This is a genomic window from Flavobacterium ginsengiterrae, from assembly GCF_039539785.1.
Taxonomy (GTDB): Bacteria; Bacteroidota; Bacteroidia; order Flavobacteriales; family Flavobacteriaceae; genus Flavobacterium; species Flavobacterium ginsengiterrae.
Genome location: NZ_BAABDU010000006.1, coordinates 229,576 through 249,721, shown reverse-complemented (window position 1 = coordinate 249,721; position 20,146 = coordinate 229,576). Strand labels below are relative to the sequence as shown.

18 protein-coding genes are annotated in these 20,146 nt (G+C 33.1%); 7 read left to right on the top strand and 11 right to left on the bottom strand.

Annotation, left to right across the window (positions count from 1 at the left end):
• Nucleotides 1–80: 80 nt before the first annotated feature.
• The 5 genes from ABD859_RS17285 to ABD859_RS17265 all read left to right on the top strand — a co-directional run bounded on the left by ABD859_RS17285 (nt 81) and on the right by ABD859_RS17265 (nt 5,289).
• On the top strand, nt 81–494 hold the full coding sequence (locus ABD859_RS17285) for a hypothetical protein (RefSeq protein ID WP_345145837.1): 414 nt from the start codon (nt 81–83) through the stop codon (nt 492–494).
• A 9-nt stretch (nt 495–503) separates the two neighbouring features.
• Nucleotides 504–716: a hypothetical protein gene (locus ABD859_RS17280; RefSeq protein ID WP_345145836.1), complete on the top strand. Its 213-nt coding sequence runs from the start codon at nt 504–506 to the stop codon at nt 714–716.
• A 208-nt stretch (nt 717–924) separates the two neighbouring features.
• Nucleotides 925–2,277 carry a GH1 family beta-glucosidase gene (locus ABD859_RS17275; protein ID WP_345145835.1) on the top strand — a complete coding sequence of 451 codons (1,353 nt, stop codon included), beginning with the start codon at nt 925–927 and terminating at the stop codon, nt 2,275–2,277.
• A gap of 1,057 nt (nt 2,278–3,334) precedes the next feature.
• Nucleotides 3,335–3,511, top strand: a complete 177-nt coding sequence (locus tag ABD859_RS17270) for a hypothetical protein (RefSeq protein WP_345145834.1) — start codon at nt 3,335–3,337, stop codon at nt 3,509–3,511.
• A gap of 56 nt (nt 3,512–3,567) precedes the next feature.
• Nucleotides 3,568–5,289 (top strand): tetratricopeptide repeat-containing sensor histidine kinase, encoded by a 1,722-nt coding sequence (locus ABD859_RS17265; protein WP_345145833.1) that lies wholly within the window; start codon nt 3,568–3,570, stop codon nt 5,287–5,289.
• Nucleotides 5,290–5,359: 70 nt separating this feature from the next.
• Here the strand turns inward: ABD859_RS17265 and ABD859_RS17260 are convergent, their stop codons facing one another.
• Nucleotides 5,360–5,893 carry a 5' nucleotidase, NT5C type gene (locus ABD859_RS17260; RefSeq protein ID WP_345145832.1) on the bottom strand — a complete coding sequence of 178 codons (534 nt, stop codon included), beginning with the start codon at nt 5,891–5,893 and terminating at the stop codon, nt 5,360–5,362.
• Nucleotides 5,894–5,991: 98 nt separating this feature from the next.
• On the opposite strand from ABD859_RS17260, the gene ABD859_RS17255 reads away from it, so the two are divergent.
• Nucleotides 5,992–6,741 carry a DeoR/GlpR family DNA-binding transcription regulator gene (locus tag ABD859_RS17255; RefSeq protein WP_345145831.1) on the top strand — a complete coding sequence of 250 codons (750 nt, stop codon included), beginning with the start codon at nt 5,992–5,994 and terminating at the stop codon, nt 6,739–6,741.
• A 66-nt stretch (nt 6,742–6,807) separates the two neighbouring features.
• On the opposite strand, the gene ABD859_RS17250 is transcribed toward ABD859_RS17255, so the two are convergent.
• From ABD859_RS17250 to ABD859_RS17205, 10 genes are all read right to left on the bottom strand, one after another.
• Complete coding sequence (locus ABD859_RS17250) at nt 6,808–8,253, bottom strand: TolC family protein (protein ID WP_345145830.1); 1,446 nt, start codon at nt 8,251–8,253, stop codon at nt 6,808–6,810.
• Nucleotides 8,246–11,413 (bottom strand): efflux RND transporter permease subunit, encoded by a 3,168-nt coding sequence (locus ABD859_RS17245; protein WP_345145829.1) that lies wholly within the window; start codon nt 11,411–11,413, stop codon nt 8,246–8,248. Before ABD859_RS17245 ends, ABD859_RS17250 begins: the two co-directional genes overlap by 8 nt.
• 98 nt (nt 11,414–11,511) lie before the next feature.
• Nucleotides 11,512–12,594 carry an efflux RND transporter periplasmic adaptor subunit gene (locus ABD859_RS17240; RefSeq protein WP_345145828.1) on the bottom strand — a complete coding sequence of 361 codons (1,083 nt, stop codon included), beginning with the start codon at nt 12,592–12,594 and terminating at the stop codon, nt 11,512–11,514.
• Nucleotides 12,595–12,768: 174 nt separating this feature from the next.
• The gene (locus ABD859_RS17235; protein ID WP_345145827.1) at nt 12,769–13,146 is read right to left on the bottom strand and encodes a hypothetical protein; all 378 of its coding nucleotides are present in this window, start codon (nt 13,144–13,146) and stop codon (nt 12,769–12,771) included.
• A 179-nt stretch (nt 13,147–13,325) separates the two neighbouring features.
• Nucleotides 13,326–13,733, bottom strand: coding sequence for a GNAT family N-acetyltransferase (locus tag ABD859_RS17230; RefSeq protein ID WP_345145826.1), 408 nt, complete (start codon nt 13,731–13,733; stop codon nt 13,326–13,328).
• Between the two features lie 97 nt (nt 13,734–13,830).
• Nucleotides 13,831–14,448 (bottom strand): hypothetical protein, encoded by a 618-nt coding sequence (locus ABD859_RS17225; protein WP_345145825.1) that lies wholly within the window; start codon nt 14,446–14,448, stop codon nt 13,831–13,833.
• Nucleotides 14,449–14,603: 155 nt separating this feature from the next.
• Nucleotides 14,604–14,996: an ACT domain-containing protein gene (locus tag ABD859_RS17220; protein ID WP_345145824.1), complete on the bottom strand. Its 393-nt coding sequence runs from the start codon at nt 14,994–14,996 to the stop codon at nt 14,604–14,606.
• An 11-nt stretch (nt 14,997–15,007) separates the two neighbouring features.
• Complete coding sequence (locus ABD859_RS17215; RefSeq protein ID WP_345145823.1) at nt 15,008–16,876, bottom strand: M1 family metallopeptidase; 1,869 nt, start codon at nt 16,874–16,876, stop codon at nt 15,008–15,010.
• A 235-nt stretch (nt 16,877–17,111) separates the two neighbouring features.
• Entirely contained in the window at nt 17,112–18,692 is a 1,581-nt protein-coding gene (locus ABD859_RS17210; RefSeq protein WP_345145822.1) for an NADP-dependent glyceraldehyde-3-phosphate dehydrogenase, read from the bottom strand.
• A gap of 73 nt (nt 18,693–18,765) precedes the next feature.
• Nucleotides 18,766–19,077 carry a rhodanese-like domain-containing protein gene (locus ABD859_RS17205; protein WP_057120946.1) on the bottom strand — a complete coding sequence of 104 codons (312 nt, stop codon included), beginning with the start codon at nt 19,075–19,077 and terminating at the stop codon, nt 18,766–18,768.
• 311 nt (nt 19,078–19,388) lie between these two features.
• Between ABD859_RS17205 and ABD859_RS17200 the strand changes: the two genes are divergently transcribed.
• Complete coding sequence (locus ABD859_RS17200; protein ID WP_345145821.1) at nt 19,389–20,018, top strand: Crp/Fnr family transcriptional regulator; 630 nt, start codon at nt 19,389–19,391, stop codon at nt 20,016–20,018.
• Nucleotides 20,019–20,146: the final 128 nt, after the last annotated feature.

Sequence of the window (20,146 nt, the reverse complement as noted above, 5' to 3'; positions counted from 1 at the left end):
AGCAGTTAATTCTAATTAGATTTATCGCATCCTTAAAATGAAATAATGATATTTTAAGTTAACCAAATACCACATCGCCTATGTTAAAAAACTACTTAATCTTATTTTTATTATTTACTTTTTATTCCTGCGAAAAAGCTTCAGAAGCGCCGCCAGTTCAACAAGTAAATTCATTTTACAAATCGGCAATTACGGCAGACGACCGAAAGACCATTACACCGGAAGAAGCCAAAACCTATCATATAAATAAAACCTATCAGTACGAATATAGAACTGGAAATCCGGGAAATTATGAATATAATTATGATGTAAAAGGAATAAACATCAATGGCGATTCGGTTTGCGGGAATATTAACGTACAAGGAAAATACGGTGCAGGAATTTTAATTACTGACTCTGTTGCCGAAATTGAAATTAATACCGAATGGGTTTCATACGGAAAACTAAAAGCTACTGATAAAAAAGGAAATGAATACCATTTAATTGTCAAATAAAAACATCTTATGAAATATACTACTTTATTACTAATTATTATTTTTTTTACCTCTTTTCGTCCTCCAGAAACCAAAGTTTATATTTGTGGCTCGACAGGATCAAAAAGATATCATTTCAAAGAAACCTGTCGTGGTCTGTCAAGCTGTCGAAGCGAAACTGTAAAAACATCACTCAAACAAGCTCAGGGACTTGGTTTAACACTCTGCGGATGGGAAGATTAAATCTTCCCTTTTTTTTATTTAATCATTTGATAATAATCACTTTACAATAAATTCACATTAGTTTTATTAATTTGATATAAAACTAATCGTTATGAAATTATTCAGCCTAAAATTTCTGGTATCATTCAAAGAATGGCTTTTTTTAAGAGCTATGCAATCTTCTTTCCTACACTAATAAACCATTAAAAATAAAGGAAAGTAGTATTGAATGAATAAAATTGAAAACTCATTTTTGAACAAAAACCAATTTGGTGAAGATTTCTTGTGGGGCGTCTCAACCGCCGCTTTCCAAATTGAAGGAGCACATGATTCTGACGGAAAAGGTTCTTCTATCTGGGACGTTTTTACTTCTCAAAAAGGAAAAATTAAAAACGGTCATCATGCCTTAACCGCCTGTAATTTCTACAACTCTTATCAGGACGACATAAATTTAATTAAGGAATTAAATATTCCTAATTTTAGATTTTCTATCAGCTGGCCCAGAATTATGCCTACTGGCGTTCATCCAATAAATCAAGCAGGAATCGATTATTATAATAAAGTCATAGATTCACTTCTGGCATTTGGAATTGAACCCTGGATAACCCTTTATCATTGGGATTTACCGCATGATCTGGAAGTAAAAGGAGGCTGGACAAACCGCGAATCAGTTTCATGGTTTAAAGAATATGTTGAAGTTTGCGTGCAGTATTTTGGCGATCGTGTAAAAAACTGGATGGTTATAAATGAACCTTCAGTATTTACGGGAGCTGGTTATTTTTTAGGCATTCACGCACCTGGCAAAAAAGGTATTACAAATTACTTAAAAGCCATGCATCACGTTACTTTAGCAACAGCTACAGGCGCCAAAACAATTCGCAGCCGAGTTCCAAAAGCAAATATAGGAACCACATTTTCATGTACGCATATCGAATCGGCAACACAAAGTTCTAAAGATATTGAAGCTGCAAAACGTGTCGACACGCTTTTAAACCGAACTTTTATTGAACCCATTTTGGGATTAGGATATCCGCAAAAGGATCTTCCTGTTCTTAAAAAACTTAACAATTATATTTTAGAAGATGATTTAGACAATCTCGGTTTTGACTTCGACTTTATAGGTCTGCAATGTTATACACGCGAAATTGTAAAATATTCTCTTCTTACGCCATATATTGGCGCCGAATTGATAAGTGCCGAAAAAAGAAATGTAATTTCCACCGAAATGGGCTGGGAAGTTTATCCGCCGGCTTTGTATCATATTCTCAAAAAATTCAACGAATATAATGGGATTAAAAAAATCATTATTACCGAAAATGGCGCTGCTTTTCCTGATACTGTTACAAATGGCAAAGTTTACGATATAAAACGCACACACTATATTCAGGATCATTTAGAACAGATTCTAAAAGCCAAAAAAGACGGCTTAAATGTAGATGGTTATTTCGTTTGGAGCTTAACTGATAATTTTGAATGGGCAGAAGGCTACAATGCTCGATTTGGACTTATTCACGTTGATTTTGAAACGCAGAAAAGAACCATCAAAAATTCTGGATTGTGGTTTAAGGATTTTTTATCATAAATATATTTAACCTCATATAAAAGCCTATTCGGATAAATTCCCGAAAGGATTTTTTATAAAAAAATTAAATCCATAGATTTTATAGCAATTCTTCATTAAGAAAAGATCTTTTTTCTCTCTTTAAAACCAGCGATTAAGTGCTGAAAACCAACTTAAAAAATTTACATTTTTAAGCAAAAAAAGCAGTCATTTTATTGAAAACCAGTTGTTTTTACTGATTTTTTTTCTTATCTTTATAGTATAAATAACAGTAAATACATGCCAAAAACCCAACAATTTAATTGCCAAAATTACTCTTCAAAAAATCATTCTTCTTACTTTTTTAAGTATTTCATTTTAATAATGTTTTTGTTTTTTTATTTAAAAATAATACTCTTTTAATTCTGATTTTCGGCTCCGAAAATATACTATAGTATCCATCGCTATTCAATCTTATTCTTTGGACTAATCTTTTGATCTCTTTTAGAAAATAGATATCGAAATTCAATAAAGAATCCCTCTTTTTAAGGGACTTCTTTCGGCTCTTCATGTCCATTATTTAACAAAAACCTTTTTTAATGCCTTTATTTTTGACTTCAGAAATTAACTTCTTATCTACAATTTCAATTTTTATTTCAATTCTCTGCTATTACGATATTTTTTAATATCCAAAACCAACTTTTGAAGCACTTACTCCTTTTATTATAAATTGAGATTATTCAAACTTAAATAACATTTAGCAACTCAAATTGAACGCTGCAAATTTTTGCTGTCGGGAATTTTCGGGAATCTCGGGGAAATGCGGGAATTCTGGGAATTCTTTCTCTACAGCAGTTTAAAGCGTCTTTATTTTGCATCAAGAAATTAGTTCATGTTTTGTCTGCAGACTAAAACAAAATATAAACAAGTTCTAATTTACATTGTGAAAAAACCGTAAGACCAAGTTTATTCGGGAAGTATAAATTACGTCTTACAGTTCTACACAGTCTACTTCCCAAAACAATTTTGGTATCGCAATTCCAAGATCTGGATAACTCCGGACAGCCATACCTATGTCTAATTTCTAAATTAAATTAAAATGAAAAAACTATTACTATTCATAGCTTTTACGCTATTGTTCACTATATTTTCTTGTACTCCTGATGAGTACGAGACTCAACCTAAAAAAACAATTGAGAAGGGAGTTAATCCATCTGCTTATGACCCAGATGGTCCTGGTGATGGACGAGGTGGTCCACCACCACCAGCTCCTTAAGAAATTATATTTTAAGTATCTAAATTAATTACTATTTTCGGGGAAAGTAAATTTATATGTTACGGTCCCCGTTTTTTTATTTCATAATAGTCCTTTTTCTTTTTTCATGTGAAGAAAAAAAACCTGTTAATCCTAAAACTGAGACTATACAAAAAGAAGCTCTATCATTACGCAATAAAGCAATTGAAAACCATGAAAAACAAGCATTTAACACCTCTTTTCATCAATTCAGTAAATCAAAAGTTCTTTACGAAGTTATAAAAGATAGTGCCAATATTGGATATATACTTATAAAATTATCAGAAATTCAACAAGTCAATGGAGATTATTATGGCAGTAAAGAAACTCTAACTGAAGCATCACATTATGTTAAAAAAAATAGTATTTATAGCGCTTCTATAAACAATTTAATAGGTATTGCCGACAAAGAACTTTCTCTTTACGATGATGCTATTTTTTCTTATAAAGAATCAATTAAAGAATACAAAAATATTATCGAAAAACAAGATCCTTTAAATAATATTGCAGCTGTTTATATTCAACAAAAAAAATACGATAAAGCAATATTCATTTTAGAATTTCTTTTAGAATCTCCTTCAAGTAAAAAAATATTAGAGAATAAAGATCAATCTAGCAAAAAATCCATGTATCAAGATAATCTAGGTTATGCCTATTTTAAGAGCGGAAAGGATGAAAAAGGATTCCAATTAATGACTGAAGGCCTAAAAATAAGAATTGACAATGAGGATAATTACGGAAGTATTGAAAGCTATCTTCACCTTGCTGATTATTATTCCAAAAAAGACCCCAAAAAATCAGATGAAAATGCCACTTTGGCTTACAACGCTGCCACAAAACTCAATAGTATTGACGAAAGATTAGAAGCGCTGCAAATTTTAATTACAAATGACAATACTTCCAATACACCTCAATATACACAAAAGTTTTTTACTTTAAATGACAGTATTATTAAGGTTAGAAATAAGTTTAAAAATAAATCTGCTAAAATTAAATACGATGCAAAAAAAGAAAAAGATGAAAATGAAAAATTGCGTCTAGAAAAAGCTGAAAATCAACTAGCATTACAAAAAGCAAAGTATTTAAGAATTGTATTTGTAATAGTTTTTATTTTTCTGGTAATTCTTATCGCAATTTTAATTCGTTACTACAAAAATAAAAACAAGGCAATCGAATTTAAAAGTTCTTACGATACAGAAACAAGAATCTCTAAAAAAATCCATGATGAATTAGCAAATGATGTTTTTCAGGTAATTGCTTTTGCCGAATCTCAGTCATTGGCCAAAGAAAATACCAAAGAAAATCTTCTTCAAAAACTAGATGACATTTATGGCCGTGTAAGAGGAATTTCAAAAGAAAACAATAAGGTCGAAACAGGCAAAGATTTTACAAAAAGTATAAAAGAAATGCTTTCAGCTTATAATACTGTCGACAGAAATATTATGGTTACTAATTTAGAAAGTATAAACGCAGAAGATATTGATGACATAAAAAAAATCACGATTGGCAGAGTTTTACAAGAATTAATGGTAAATATGAAGAAGCACAGTAAGGCCAATCTTGTTGTAATAAAATTTAATAACGATACGAAATCAATCATAATACACTACACTGATAACGGAATAGGCTGTGAGAAAACAAAGATTTATAAAAATGGCCTTCAAAATATGGAAAGCCGAATTCAGACTGTTAAAGGAACAATAGAATTTGACACAGCCCCAGACAATGGATTTAAAGCAAAAATTATAATTCCTAAATAATACAAAAGCCTTTCAGATTACTCCGAAAGGCTTTTTTTCTTCAAAAAACAACTATTATAACCCTTTCAGTTTATAATGTTTCGTTTAAAATGGCAACTGCTTCTTTCCAGTTATTCACTCTTACGTGGTGAGTCTGGTTTATATTGTGAAATGCGGTAAACATAATAGGTTTACCCATACAGTAATCAAGGTTTTTACAATGATCGTCAATTAAATAATCAGTATTGATAATTCTTTTACTGCCGCACAAAACGATATTTTCCCATTTAATAAAAGGAAAATGCTCGCCCAGCCATGCCACCTTTTCGGCAAGTGAAATTGGGAATTCTGTAGCAGCCGAAACTATAAAAATTTCGAAATTCTTTTGTAATTCCTGTAAACTTTCCACCGCATCCGGCATTACAGGCAGAGTTCTAAAAAAATTATCTTTATTTAAAATTCCGTGCAATAATTCTCTTCCGTTAAAAGCATCTTCCTCGCTTAAGCCCTGAATGCTTTCTTTAGACAAAGTCGTTCCGTAGGCTTTATTATAATGATTAATTAATTGTGATTCTATATCAGCAAGTACGCCATCCATATCAATTGCAATTGTTTTCTTTTTCATTGTAAAATTATTTTGCGGTAAAATTATGCAAAAATTGCAATACATTGCAAATAATTGCAATTTTTAACTTATTTTTGCGGTATTAATTTGCAACATAAATGAAGAAAGAAGAACGCCAGCAGACTATTTTAGAATATTTATCTAAAGAACACCGTGTAACATCGGCAGAATTAAGTGAATATTTAAGTGTTTCTGAAGATACAATCAGACGTGATTTAAAAGAACTTTCAGATCAGGGACTTTTAAAAGCAGTTCGAGGCGGTGCAGTAGCTCCTTCTCCAATGCCTCTGCATTATAGAAAAAGAGAAAAACATGATCTTGAGAATAAAAAAATTATTGCCGAAAAAGCGATTTCATATTTAAAAGACGGACAAATTGTATTTATTGATGGAGGAACCACTTCTTTGGCATTGGTAGAGAGTTTTCCACATAATTTAAGACTAACGGTTATTACGAACAGTTTTCCGGTTGCAATGTTAGTAGAAGATTTACCCAACATTGAATTGATATTTGCCGGAGGAAGAATGTGCAAAACTTCTTTTACTACTTCGAGTATGGAAACACTTGATTTTTTTAAAAATTTCAGGGCCGATGTCTGCATTTTAGGAATCTGCAGTATTCATCATGAACGAGGCATTACGGCGAGTTTATATGATGATTCGCAGATTAAAAAGAATATGATTCAGAATTCGAATTTTATAATCGCTTTAAGTTCGAGTGAAAAAATAGATACTGCCGAACCTTATTTTGTTTCGCAGTTAAAAGATATTGATGTTCTTGTATCGAATATCTCTCCTGATGATGAAATTCTTAAAAATTATAAAAATAAAGGACTTACAGTTCTTTAAGTCATAAAAAAAGCCTTTCAGAACTTTACTTCCGAAAGGCTTTTTCACTACAAATTAATTGGCAAATTATTTCCAACCACCGCCAAGGTCTCTGTAAACATGAACCGCAGCATTTAATTGTTCTTTTTTAGTATCTACTAATTCCAGTTTAGCTTCTAATGCATCTCTCTGCGTCATTAAAACTTCGAAATAGTCTACTCTGGCTGATTTAAACAAATCATTTGAAACATCAATTGAAGTATTTAATGCGTCAACTTGTTTTGATTTTAAATCGTATCCTTTTTGAAGATTTTCAATTTTAGAAAGTTGTGTTGATACTTCTAAATAAGCATTCAAAATTGTTTTATCGTAATTGTATAATGCCTGAAGCTGTCTTGCATTGGCACTAGAAAACTCTGCTTTTATCGCATTTCTATTAATAAGAGGCGCTACTAAATCACCTGCCAGAGAATACAAAAGTGATTCTGGCATTGTTAGCAAATAAGAAGGTTTAAAAGCCTGAACGCCAATTGCAGCAGAGATATCCAATGAAGGATAGAATTCTGCACGAGCAGCTTTTACATCTAATTTCGCAGCAACCAATTCTAATTCAGCTTGTTTAACATCCGGACGATTCATTAATAATTGTGATGGAATTCCCGAATTTACAGCCGCCGGAAGCATCGCTAAGAAATCGTTATGAGTTCTCGCTATTTCCTGTGGATAACGTCCTAACAAAAAGTTGATTTTGTTTTCGTTTTCTTTAATCTGCTGTAAAATATCAAACTCTAAACTTTTTGAAGTTAAAACTTCTGCTTCGAATTTTTTAACTCCAAGCTCTGTTGCTCTGGCAGCTTGTTTTTGTACTTTTACAATTTCTAATGCATTGCTCTGCAAAGTAATTGTTTGTTTTACAATATCAAGCTGAGTATCTAAAGCTAATAATTCGTAATATGAATCAGCAATTTCAGCAATCAGGTTTGTGATTACAAAATTCTTTCCTTCAACTGTTGCTAAATAACGGTTTACGGCTGCTTTTTTAGAATTACGAAGTTTTTTCCAAATATCTACTTCCCAATTCGCGTAAGCCGCAATTGTAAAATCTGGAAGCGGATCTGGTGTTTCAACTCCCGGTTTAATTTCTGTAGTGGCATCACCCGCACCCTGACTCGTATATCTACCTACTTTCTCTATTCCTGCTCCGGCACGAATTCCTGCTGTTGGAAGTAATAATCCTTTTCTAACACGAATATCATTCTTTGCAATTTCTATTTCCTGCAAAGTCATGTTTAATTCCTGATTGTTTTTTAAAGCAACATCAATCAAATTGTTTAGATTTTGATCTTTAAAAAAGTCTTTCCACTTCAGCGTTGCTGTATTGGTTGTATCCTGACTTTTTACAGCTCCAAAACCTTCTGGAACTGCGGCACTTAGCGGACTTGTTGTTGTCTCTGCTGCAGGGGCTTTACAGCCCGATACAGCAAGACAAAGTCCTAATGCGATACTATATTGATATAATTTAACTTTATACATGGTTGTTATCAATTTCTTCTGTTAATGGATTTTCTTCTTCATGTTTTACCAGTTTGTGTTTTTCTGCAATTTTGGCAAAAATGAAATACAAGCCCGGAATTACAAATACACCACAAATGGTTCCTACAAGCATTCCTCCTGCGGCAGCTGTACCAATTGTTCTGTTTCCAATTTTACCCGGACCAGTTGCAAATGCAAGCGGTAATAATCCGGCGATAAATGCAAATGATGTCATTAAAATAGGACGGAAACGCTCTTTTGCTCCTTCCATTGCGGCTTCTATAACTGATTTTCCTGCAGCATGCCTTTGAATGGCAAACTCTACAATTAACACGGCATTTTTACCTAATAATCCAATAAGCATTACCATGGCAACCTGAGCATAAATATTGTTTTCTAATCCAGTTAATTTTAATAAAAGGAAAGCTCCAAAAATACCCGCCGGTAAAGAGAAAATTACAGACAATGGCAGAATAAAACTTTCGTACTGTGCTGCTAATACTAAGTAAACGAATCCTAAACAGATTAAGAATACCCAAATAGCCTGATTTCCTTGTGCCACCTCATCGGCAGAAATACCAGCCCAATCAATATCATATCCTCTAGGCAGTTTTTTAGCCGCAACTTCCTGAATCACTTTAATAGCAGTACCAGAGCTATAACCTGCCGCCGGAGAACCACTAATTTGTGTAGAAGTGTACATATTATGACGCGTAATTTCTGAAAGTCCATATACTTTTTCTAATCTCATAAAAGCAGAAAACGGCACCATTTCATCACGATCATTTTTTACATACAATTTCAGGATATCATCTGGCTGTGCACGATATTCCGGCGAAGCCTGAACGATTACTTTGTAGTTAATTCCGAATTTAATGAAACTGATTTCATAGTTACTTCCCACAAGAGTTGAAAGCGTATTCATAGCATTTTCGATAGATACACCTTTTTGCTGTGCCAAATCATTATCAACCTTCATCATATACTGAGGGAAACTAGAACTATAGAAGCTAAATACGTTTGAAAGTTCCGGCTGTTTGTTTAATTCTGCCACGAAATCATTGTTAACCTGCTCCATTCTTTTGTAATCGTTAGAACCGGTTTTATCCAGCAAACGAAGTTCAAATCCTCCGGCAGCACCGTAACCAGGTACAGCTGGCGGTTGGAAAAATTCGATATTAGCTCCCGCAATATCTTTACATTTTTCCTCCATTTCGTGCATAATCTCAATAACAGATTCTTTTCTGTCACTCCAGTCTTTTAGGTTCACCAAACACGTTCCTGAGTTGGCACCAGTACCTTCTGAAAGGATTTCGTAACCTGCTAACGAAGAAACAGATTTTACACCATCGATATCTTCTGCAATTTTTTGAACTCTTTCGGCAATATTATTTGTTCTTTCTAATGAAGAACCCGGAGGCGTTTGAATAACGGCATAAAACATTCCCTGATCCTCATTAGGGATAAATCCTGAAGGAACTGTACTGCTTATAATCCATGTTCCGGCACAGAAACAAAGAAGCGCTACAATGGTAACTACTCTTCTGTTTACGATTTTACCTAATAGATTTTGGTATTTACCCTGCGCTAAATTGAATTTTTCGTTAAAAGCATCAATAAATCTATTAGCTGGTGTTTTCTTTTTAGGTACGTTATGGTTATTTTTCAACATCATAGCACAAAGCGCAGGTGTTAAAGTCAAAGCTACAATACCAGAAAGGATAATTGCTGTTGCCATTGTTACAGAGAACTGTCTGTAAAATACTCCAACCGGACCAGACATAAATGCAACTGGTATAAACACCGCCGCCATTAAGAACGTAATCGCAATAATTGCCCCCGCAATTTCATGCATTGCTTTTTTGGTTGCTTTAAATGGCGAGAGATGTTCTTCTTCCATCTTGGCATGGACGGCCTCGATAACTACAATGGCGTCATCGACAACAACTCCAATTGCCAGTACTAATGCAAATAATGTAATTAAGTTCAACGAAATATCGAAGAATGTCATGAACACAAACGTTCCTACTAATGATACCGGAACCGCAATGGCCGGAATAACGGTAGAACGCCAGTCTCCTAAGAAAAGGAATACTACTAAACCTACCAGAATAAAAGCTTCTACTAAGGTGTGAATTACTTTTTCGATAGAAGCATCAAGGAATTTAGAAACGTCATATGAAATCTCATAATCCATTCCTTTTGGAAATCTTTGTTTGATTTTTTCAAGTTTTGCTTTTACTTCTTCAATAACCTGATTCGCATTACTTCCAAAAGATTGTTTTAATACAATCGCAGCCGATGGTCTTCCATTCAAATTAGAATAGATATCATACATTGAACTTCCAAATTCAACTTTAGCTACATCTTTCAAACGCAAAAGTTCTCCGTTTGGATTTGCTTTTACCACAATATTCTCATATTGTTCTTTTGTTGTAAAACGTCCGGAATATTTCAATACATATTCAAATGCCTGAGAACGTTTACCAGAACTTTCTCCCGTTTTACCCGGAGACGCTTCTAAACTCTGACTAGATAATGCTTCCATTACTTCATCAGCAGAAATTTTATACGCCAGCATACGATCTGGTTTCAACCAAATACGCATGGCGTATTCACGTGTTCCTAAAATATCTCCGGAACCAATACCGTTTACCCTTTTTAATTCAGAAAGTACGTTAATATCCGCATAGTTATATAAGAACTTCATGTCGGTATTTGGATCTGTACTATAAAGGTTCACGTACATAAGCATACTTGGTACCTCTCTCGTAATTTTGATACCTTCACGAATTACCAAAGGAGGTAATTTATTCGTAACAGAAGCCACACGGTTTTGTACGTTAATTGCAGCCTGATTTGGATCTGTACCTAAATTAAACACTACTTTAATTGTAGCTTCACCATCATTTCCGGCATCAGAAGCCATATATTTCATTCCGGGAACACCGTTTAGCGCTCTTTCTAAAGGAATAACTACGGCCTTGATCATCAACTCACCATTAGATCCCGGATAATCTGCAGTAACATTCACCATTGGAGGCGAAATCGTAGGGAATTGTGTAATAGGTAAATTCAATACAGACAATACCCCTAAAAAGACAATAATCAACGATATTACTATCGACAGAACAGGTCTTTGTATAAATTTATTAAACATTTTTATATTTTTTAATGATTAAACTTAATGAAGTTTAAAATGCCTCAGCTTCAGCACGTAACTTGAAACCTGAGACTTGAAACTATCAAAACAAAAACCTATTCTGCTTTTAAGCGTAAATGATTTATAACCTCTTTAGGAGATTGGTAGTCATATTTAATTTTGTCGTTTTCTTTTACTTTCTGAACTCCTTCAAGCAAGATTCTGTCATTTTCTGTAAGTCCTGTTTTTATTACGTATAAATCAGGGATTTCACCAGTAATTGTAATTTCTCTTGAAGTCACTTTATCGTTTTTACCTACAATAAAAACATACTTTTTATCCTGAATTTCATAAGTCGCTTTTTGTGGAATTACAATAGCATTTTTAAGCGGAACGTTCATTTGAACTTGTCCAGTTTCACCATTTCTTAGTAATTTTCCAGAATTTGGGAATCTGGCTCTAAAAGCAATGTTTCCCGTTTCGTTATTAAATTCACTTTCGATAACTTCAACATTTCCTTTTTCTTTAAAAAGATCTCCGTTTGCTAACACTAAATTTACTTTGTTGTCTGCACGATCTTTAATATTAGTTTCATACTGAAGATATTCTGGCTCAGAAACATTGAAATATGCAAACATCTGACTGTTGTCTGAAAGACTTGTCAATAATTCACCTTCATCGATTAAACTTCCTAGTTTTAATGGAATTCTGTCGATTGTTCCGTCAAACGGAGCTCTGATTTCTGTAAATGATAAATGTAATTTTGCTAATGAAACCTCAGCTTTTGCAGATTGCAATTTAGCCTGAGCAACACTTAATTCGTTTTTAGAAACGATATTTTTGTCGGCTAATAATTTAGAATTCTGTAATTCAATTTCAGCCGATTTTTGTTCAGCCTGAGCTTTTAATAATTCAGACTGGTACATGTTTGGCATAATTTTAAATAATAACTGCCCAGCTTTTACATACTGACCTTCGTCAACATATATATTTTGAAGAAATCCTTTTTCCTGAGCGCGGATTTCGATATTGCGCACAGATTTAATCTGCGAAACATATTCTTTAGTAAATGAAGTGTCAATTTTTACCGGATTTGTAACCGTAAATTTTTCAGCTTCTTCTTTCTCTTCTTTTTTAGATGTACAACTAGTTAGGCACACTAAGGCCATAAAGCCTGTGAACAAGATAATTCTTTTCATGATTTAGTTTGGAAATTAAGCGATTGAATGCTTGGAATAAAAATTCTTTAGATGATAGAATGCATCAGCCAGCCTTAGTCAGAGCTTAACTTTCATATAAGAAGAAGTAAAAAATAAATATACATCAACGAGATATGCAGATCACGACTTAGGTAACCGATGTATATTGTAAAATCAAATTCTTAATACTCGTTGAGTAATATAAATAGGATTTGAATAGCCTAAGAAAGGCGTAGAAATTTTTAAACGATTGGAATCATTCGAAGCAGACTGATCTGAAAGTGCCAGATACAACGTGTCTACCAAACTAAACGAAGCAGCAAAGAACTTATTCGTTAGTAAATCAACATCATCATGTCCCAGAAGATCTTCTTCAAGATCAATATCTGCAGCGTCTTCAATTATTGAAGTACCGCGATCCTGATTTGTAAATTTAACTCTGTGCTTTTGTTGAAGATGGTGGTTATGAGAAAAAGTATTAGCATTGAGATATTGGCCTCCGCCGAACAGAAGCAAATTCATGAATACTAAAAAAACTATTAACTTTCTCATTTGGGTGCGAAAGTAATAAAAGAATTAAAACAAAAAAAGAATTTTTAACAAGGTTTAACAGTTACATAAAACGAAAACGTTTTCATTTGTTTAAAATTCAGCTTTTTTATTAAATTAATGTATCCCTAACGAGAAACAAATAGCTCAAACAGCTAAAAATCAACATTTTAAAACAATACTTAAAAAAGTTCAATTTCCATTATGGTAAAATCCTGCCCGGCTTTTGTAAAAGTCTTAAAAGTATCTTTCATGCCAAATTTCTCGTAAAATGTTTTTTTATTGCTTCTCGCATTGCACCAAACCTTTTCTAACTCCCTTTCTTTGGCAAAGTTTAGAATATATCTTAAAAGTAAAGAAGCAATTCCTTTTCCCTGATATGTTTCTAAAGTGGCCAGTTTTCTAAACTGCATTTCTTTTCCTTCAATAAAACAAGAAACAATCGAAACCAAGTTATTGTCTTCGAATACGCCAAAATGAAATCCTGAATTATCTTCTTCTAATTGTACAAATTCAAAAGGCTGATCCGGCCACATTACTTCATGACGAATGTTCCATGTATCTGAAGCTTGAATTTCTTGAATTTCCATATTGATATTTTTAAGACAATTCAAAATTAAGCCATTTGTGAGCATAAAAAAAGGAATCTAAATTAGATTCCTTTTCAAATTATTTTTGTCTTAGAAGTTAAAGTGCTTTTTTATAAAAGACTTCTTCATTGTTTTCTGTAATTTTTTCAACTCCTTTTTCGCCTTTTTTTGCAATATTAATTACATGCAAAACTTTAGATTTTTCGTCAACAGTACAATTCCATATTGTGCCATCTGATAAAATAAAAGCAGAATACAAAGAATCATTTTTATCCATGTTATAATATACCAACTCTTCTGCTTTCATAAACTTTTTAACCTTGGTTTTACGATCTACTTCATAAAACAAAATTTTATTATCGCCTATTTCTATCAGTTCATCAACCGGTTTATTTTTAAAACTATCATTTGCATTTACTGTCCAGCTTGGCTTGTCTCCAGTCATTAACCATATTCCGTTTACCTTTTCCAAAATTTCTTTTCTTAAAATTTCTTTTAAGGTATCAACTTTTTTTATTGATTCCTGCCCTATTTCATTTTCGGGTCTAATTTTAGATGCGATCGAAAATTGGTCTAAAGCATTTACAAAATCTGATTTTTTGTAATAAGAAACGGCCAATTCGTATTTATTTTTCTGGAATTTAGCCTTAGCATCATTTTGTGCAGCAATTTTTATTGAAAACAGCAAAATAATAAGAATTAAATAATTTTTCATTGGTTTACTCGTGTTTTTTTATTTTTTGCAAACGTAGTGAATTAATATTTCCTTTAAATACGGTTTCCCGTAATAAAGTATCAAAAAAAGCCAAATCTTAAAAAAAAGAGATGGCTTTATTTTGATTCTAAATAAAAAACTGGATATGCTGTTATTTAATCTGAAAATGAGTTTAAAACATCCATAGCTTTTTGGGTATCTTTTACGTTTACAAAAATATGATCGTGGTAAAATGCGGCAACTACATTACAGCTTATTTCATGTTCTGAAAGTGCTTTAGAGAAAGCCGCTGTTAATCCCACAGCTTCTAATGAAGAATGAACAGTAAGCGTTATCCACGACATTACCACAGAAAAATCTAATTGAAGTTTTTGAGCAATTTCTTTTTTAAGAATCAGCGTTATGGCTTCTTCTTCCCTAAAAATCATATCAATTTCGTTTACATTCAGATTTTCTAAATTTTCTGTTTTACAAAAAACAAATTCTCCCGGTTTATGTTCTGGTTTCATGCTTTTCAGCAATTTTTGCAAATCTTTTTCTCCAGACATTTTAATGTTTATTATTTACTGTTCCAGGTGTTATTATCTGGCGTGGCATCTAAGAAAATACCACCGTCAAGTGTTACTTTTTTAATTTGTTTCTTACTATTAACGGCTATCAATGCTGTTTTTTGATTTTTTTCCCAAACAGCCGGAGTTTTATGTATAATTTCGGTTGAATTATCTGCGTACACAATGTTTACATCAAACGGAATGGCAAAACCACCTTTGTTCTCAATAGAAACAACATTTTTTGAAACATCTTTAACAGAAACATCAATATAGTTATTAGTAAAAAACCAATTATTGAAAAACCAATTTAAATTTTTTCCGGATCCTGCGTTCATTGAATTAAAATAATCCCAAGGAATTGGATGTTTCCCGTTCCAGGTATCCATATAATGGTGAAGTGCTTTTTTAAACAAATCATCACCCAGCATATCTTTTAATGCTAAATATGAAAGAGAAGCTTTTCCATAAGAGTTATTTCCGTAACCCGGTCCAGAAACTTGTGTTGACATTGAGATAATTGGCTGATCTTCTTCTGTAGATTTGTCGTTTATGTAATACTCAACTCTAAATTCTTTGTAAAATTTACCGGCCGCTTCTTTTCCGTGTTCAGCAATTCCAATCAAATATTCGAAAGTTGTTGCCCATCCTTCGTCCATAAATGCGTAACGTGTTTCGTTGATTCCCATATAAAACGGAAAATAAGTATGCGCTACTTCGTGATCCTGAACTAATTGTGCAAATTTTGGATCGTTCATTTGCGAATCGTTACACATCATTGGATATTCCATATCGGCAAAGCCCTGAAAAGCAGTCATTTTAGAATAAGGATATGGAATTCCCGGCCAGTTATTTGAAAACCAATCTAAAGCATACTGATTGTTTTTAACCGAATTTACGAAGTCAGTACCTTTTATATCATACGCTGCCTGAACACTCGCACGACGATTTGTTTTTTTATCTACCAAAACACTGCTCGCGTCCCATAAATAATGATCACTTAAACCAAAGCATACATCTGTAATGTTTTTGGCTTCGAATTTCCAAATATTCCATTCGTTTTGCTTTGTAACACCGTTTTTCATTTCCTGCTCGTTAGCAATATGCAGAATTTCATCTGTTACATAAGACTTTTTAAGACGCGCTGCATATTCAGGCTGTAAAACCTCATCTGGATTTAAGAAATCACCTGTTGCGTATACTACGAAGTTTTTAGGCGCTTTTACAGAATAAGTATAATCATTAAAATCATTATAGAACTCCTGACGATCTGTATGTGGTAATCTGTCCCAGCCGTTATAATCATCATAAACAGAAATTCTTGGATAACTGTAAGCTACGAAGAAAGTACTTTCGTCAATTTGTCCTTCTCTTCCACTTTCTTTTGATAAAGGATAATTCCAGTCGATATTAATGATCGTTTTAGAATGCGGCGCCAGTGCTTTTTTAAGTTTTACCCTTCCAACAGTTCCCCAGTTTCTGGCATTTTCATTATAAGTTTCACCAGATACTTTAAGCGAAGTAAGCGTTAAACCGTCACTTAAGAAATCCTCACTTACTTCTGCTCCTCTTGGTGAAGATGGTTTATGAAGATTGTTTACAAAACGAATGGCAAGGTTTCTTAAACTGTCATTGCTGTTATTTTCGTAAACAATAGTTTCTGTTCCTGAAACCATTTTAGTTTTGGCATCAACAGTAATATCCATAGTATATTTTCCGTGATTCTGCCAGTAGTTTTTTCCTGGTTTCCCGTCCATAGAACGAGTTCCTTTGGCGTAAGCTTCTTTAATATTTCTTGGCATATAAAGCTCTTGCGCAAAGCTGGATTGTGCCAAAAATAAAAGCACTGTAAATGAAAATTGAAATAGTCTTTTTTTCATAAGCTGGTTTTTTGGTAATTTTTAAATTGTTTTTGTAATAAGACTCATTTTTTAAAATAAGGTTACAATTCTTAACAAAATTATGTTTTTTAAAGTAAAAAATCACAAGTAAAATCTGAGAATCAGAACTCTTAGAAGTTTAAAATCTTAGAATCTCAAATGCTTTAAAAAAGAAAAACCGTCTTAATCTAAAAAAGAAAAAGACGGCATCTACAATTAATATATAACCTTGATACTACAAAATATAATCGGTATTAATAAAATTAGATTCTTTGCTGTTAAGCAATTCCTGCAGAATCTCATTGTTATAAGCGATATCTTTTGAAGCGACAAACGTACGAATTGAGAAAGAACGCAATGCATCTGGAATACTTAAAGTTCCTACTGCAGAATCTTTGCGTCCTGTAAATGGAAATGCATCCGGACCTCTCTGGCAAGAGCTGTTTAAGTTTACACGACATACTAAGTTTACTAAAGCGTCGATAAGCGGTGCAAGCGTTTTTATATCTTTTCCAAACAAACTTACCTGTTGTCCGTAATTAGATTCGGCCATATCTTCAAGAGGTTCCTGAATATCTTTAAAAGAAATAATGGGCACTACAGGTCCAAATTGTTCTTCATGATACACACGCATTTTGCTGTTTACCGGATATAAAACGGCTGGGAATATATAATTTTCAGTATGTTTTCCTCCTTTTTCATTCAGAACTTTTGCGCCTTTGCTTGTTGCATCGTCAATTAATCCCTGAATATAATTTGGTTTTTCGGTTTCTGGAAGCGGAGTTAGAGAAACGCCTTGTTCCCATGGATTTCCAAATTTTAATGAATCTACCTTTTCAGAGAATCTTTTATTGAATTCTTCCGCAATAGATTCGTGAACATATAATACTTTTAAAGCTGTACAACGTTGTCCGTTAAAAGATAAAGTTCCGGTGATACATTCCTGAATTGCCAAATCTAAATCAGCATCTGGAAGAATAATCGCAGGATTTTTAGCTTCAAGACCTAAAATTAAACGCAATCTGTTTTTATTTGGATGTTGATCTTGTAAAGCAATCGCTGATTTACTGTTTCCAATTAAAGCCAGAACATCAATTTTTCCTGATTTCATAATTGGCGAAGCAACTTCGCGTCCGCGTCCGTACACAATATTGATAACACCTTTTGGAAAACTTGTTCTAAAAGCTTCTAATAATGGCGAAATACATAAAACTCCGTGTTTAGCTGGTTTAAAAATTACAGTATTACCCATAATCAAAGCCGGAATCAATAACGAGAAAGTTTCGTTTAAAGGATAGTTGTATGGCCCAAGACACAAAACAACCCCTAAAGGTCCGCGACGAATCATGGCGTTTACTCCCTGTACTTTTTCAAAATGCGAACTGCGTCCGTTTAATTCTTTATAGCTGGCGATGGTATCATAAATATATTCAACCGTTCTGTCAAATTCTTTTTGAGAGTCACCCAATGATTTTCCAATTTCCCACATCAAATACTTCACCACTTCTTCGCGGGTTTGTTTCATTTGAGATACGAAATTTTCCATACACTTAATACGGTCGGCTACTTTCATCGTTGGCCATAAACCCTGCCCTTTATCATAAGCCGCATTAGCTGCTTCTACAACTTCTGCTGCTTCTTTTTCTGCCATAAAAGGAATAGATCCTAATAAAGTAGGCTCATATTTTTCTGTAGAAGAAATAGTCGAAAATACAGGTGTGGTTTGTCCTGTCCATTGTTTCAACTCTCCATTTACAAGATAAGTATCCTGGTTTATAAGGTTTTTAATCTCAAATTCTTCGGGTATTAAACTCATAATCTGGTAATTTTAATTTGGTTATTAATAGTGTTTTAATGAAAAAAGAGGCTTTTTTGCCTCTTCTTCTATTTTATGGTTGTACGGTTTCGCCTTCCCAGTCCAGTATACCACCAAGCAGATTATAGGCATTTTCTATACCTAACTCATTCATTATCTGACATGCTTTAGCGCTTCTGGCTCCAGAACGACAATACACATAATAGTTTTTATTTTTATCTAATTCTTCGATTTCATAAATAAAACCCTGACCTTTATTGATATCAATGTTTACTGCATTTTCAATATAGCCGTCATTAAATTCGTCTTCAGTTCTTACGTCCAGTATAACTGCATTCTCGTCAGCAGCAAGCTGATTAACCCAATCTTCTTGTGATAAATTCATAATATGTGTTTTTTGTAAAATTACGACGTTTCTATTTATAAAAAACGTACCAAATGCGATTTCGATTATTATTCTCAGAAAACGTTTTAGAGAAAGTATTATAATCAGTGATTTACAAATTTAGTTACAATTTTCAAATTTATAGTCTGCAAAATCGATAGAAAATAGGATTTTTTCATTTACATAAAATTAATCTTAAATCCAGTTTTCTGACAATTAATCCGACTTCAAACCATTATCTTTGCAAACAATTATAATTTTTAATTAGATTCTCATAAAATCATTCTCTAGAAATTGCAAAAAATATCGTAATGCAAAATTCATTAAAAACCATCTTTCCTAATTTTTCCAACGAACTTATTTCTGTAATTGAAGAAAGCGGAAGTCTGCAGGATTTTGAAGCCGGAACTATTTTAATGCGTACCGGACAGTATATTAAAAACACTGTTTTAATTACAAAAGGAAAAATCAAAATTTACCGCGAGGGCGAAGATGGAGGCGAATTTTTAATGTATTATCTCCAGCCGGGACAAGCCTGCGCTATTTCGATGATTTGTACAGCCAAAAGCGAAAAAAGCCAGATTATGGCAAAAGTTGTCGAAGATGTTACCGTTATGATGATTCCGCTTCAGTTAATGGATAAATGGATGATGGAACACCGAACATGGTATGAATTTGTAATTGAAACATACCGAAGCCGTTTTGAAGAAGTTCTGGAAGTGGTCGATAATATTGCTTTCCGTTCTATGGACGAAAGATTAGAATTTTACTTAAAAAGACATTCTGATGCCTGCGGCTGTTCTGAAGTAAATCTTTCGCACCAGGAAATCGCAACCGAATTAAATACATCACGCGAGGTTGTATCCAGATTACTAAAAAAAATGGAACAACGCGGACTGGTTAAACTCAACCGAAACCAGATTGAGTTGCTGCATTTTTAACCATTAAGACATTAAGTTAATTAAGCTACTGTCTTAATCTGCATTTAAAATGTTAAGAAATATTAGGCCATCCAACTTAATTAACTTAATCTCTTAATGGTAAAATTTATTTCCACAAAAACAACTCT

Bases quoted from the DNA above. Each gene is read 5' to 3' on its own strand.
- ABD859_RS17270 (WP_345145834.1), top strand. From the start codon at position 3,335: ATGAAAAAACTATTACTATTCATAGCTTTTACGCTATTGTTCACTATA.
- ABD859_RS17250 (WP_345145830.1), bottom strand. From the start codon at position 8,253: ATGTATAAAGTTAAATTATATCAATATAGTATCGCATTAGGACTTTGT.
- ABD859_RS17275 (WP_345145835.1), top strand. From the start codon at position 925: ATGAATAAAATTGAAAACTCATTTTTGAACAAAAACCAATTTGGTGAA.
- ABD859_RS17285 (WP_345145837.1), top strand. From the start codon at position 81: ATGTTAAAAAACTACTTAATCTTATTTTTATTATTTACTTTTTATTCC.
- ABD859_RS17230 (WP_345145826.1), bottom strand. From the start codon at position 13,733: ATGGAAATTCAAGAAATTCAAGCTTCAGATACATGGAACATTCGTCAT.
- ABD859_RS17235 (WP_345145827.1), bottom strand. From the start codon at position 13,146: ATGAGAAAGTTAATAGTTTTTTTAGTATTCATGAATTTGCTTCTGTTC.
- ABD859_RS17220 (WP_345145824.1), bottom strand. From the start codon at position 14,996: ATGTCTGGAGAAAAAGATTTGCAAAAATTGCTGAAAAGCATGAAACCA.
- ABD859_RS17255 (WP_345145831.1), top strand. From the start codon at position 5,992: ATGAAGAAAGAAGAACGCCAGCAGACTATTTTAGAATATTTATCTAAA.
- ABD859_RS17265 (WP_345145833.1), top strand. From the start codon at position 3,568: ATGTTACGGTCCCCGTTTTTTTATTTCATAATAGTCCTTTTTCTTTTT.
- ABD859_RS17205 (WP_057120946.1), bottom strand. From the start codon at position 19,077: ATGAATTTATCACAAGAAGATTGGGTTAATCAGCTTGCTGCTGACGAG.
- ABD859_RS17215 (WP_345145823.1), bottom strand. From the start codon at position 16,876: ATGAAAAAAAGACTATTTCAATTTTCATTTACAGTGCTTTTATTTTTG.
- ABD859_RS17210 (WP_345145822.1), bottom strand. From the start codon at position 18,692: ATGAGTTTAATACCCGAAGAATTTGAGATTAAAAACCTTATAAACCAG.
- ABD859_RS17280 (WP_345145836.1), top strand. From the start codon at position 504: ATGAAATATACTACTTTATTACTAATTATTATTTTTTTTACCTCTTTT.
- ABD859_RS17225 (WP_345145825.1), bottom strand. From the start codon at position 14,448: ATGAAAAATTATTTAATTCTTATTATTTTGCTGTTTTCAATAAAAATT.
- ABD859_RS17200 (WP_345145821.1), top strand. From the start codon at position 19,389: ATGCAAAATTCATTAAAAACCATCTTTCCTAATTTTTCCAACGAACTT.
- ABD859_RS17260 (WP_345145832.1), bottom strand. From the start codon at position 5,893: ATGAAAAAGAAAACAATTGCAATTGATATGGATGGCGTACTTGCTGAT.
- ABD859_RS17240 (WP_345145828.1), bottom strand. From the start codon at position 12,594: ATGAAAAGAATTATCTTGTTCACAGGCTTTATGGCCTTAGTGTGCCTA.
- ABD859_RS17245 (WP_345145829.1), bottom strand. From the start codon at position 11,413: ATGTTTAATAAATTTATACAAAGACCTGTTCTGTCGATAGTAATATCG.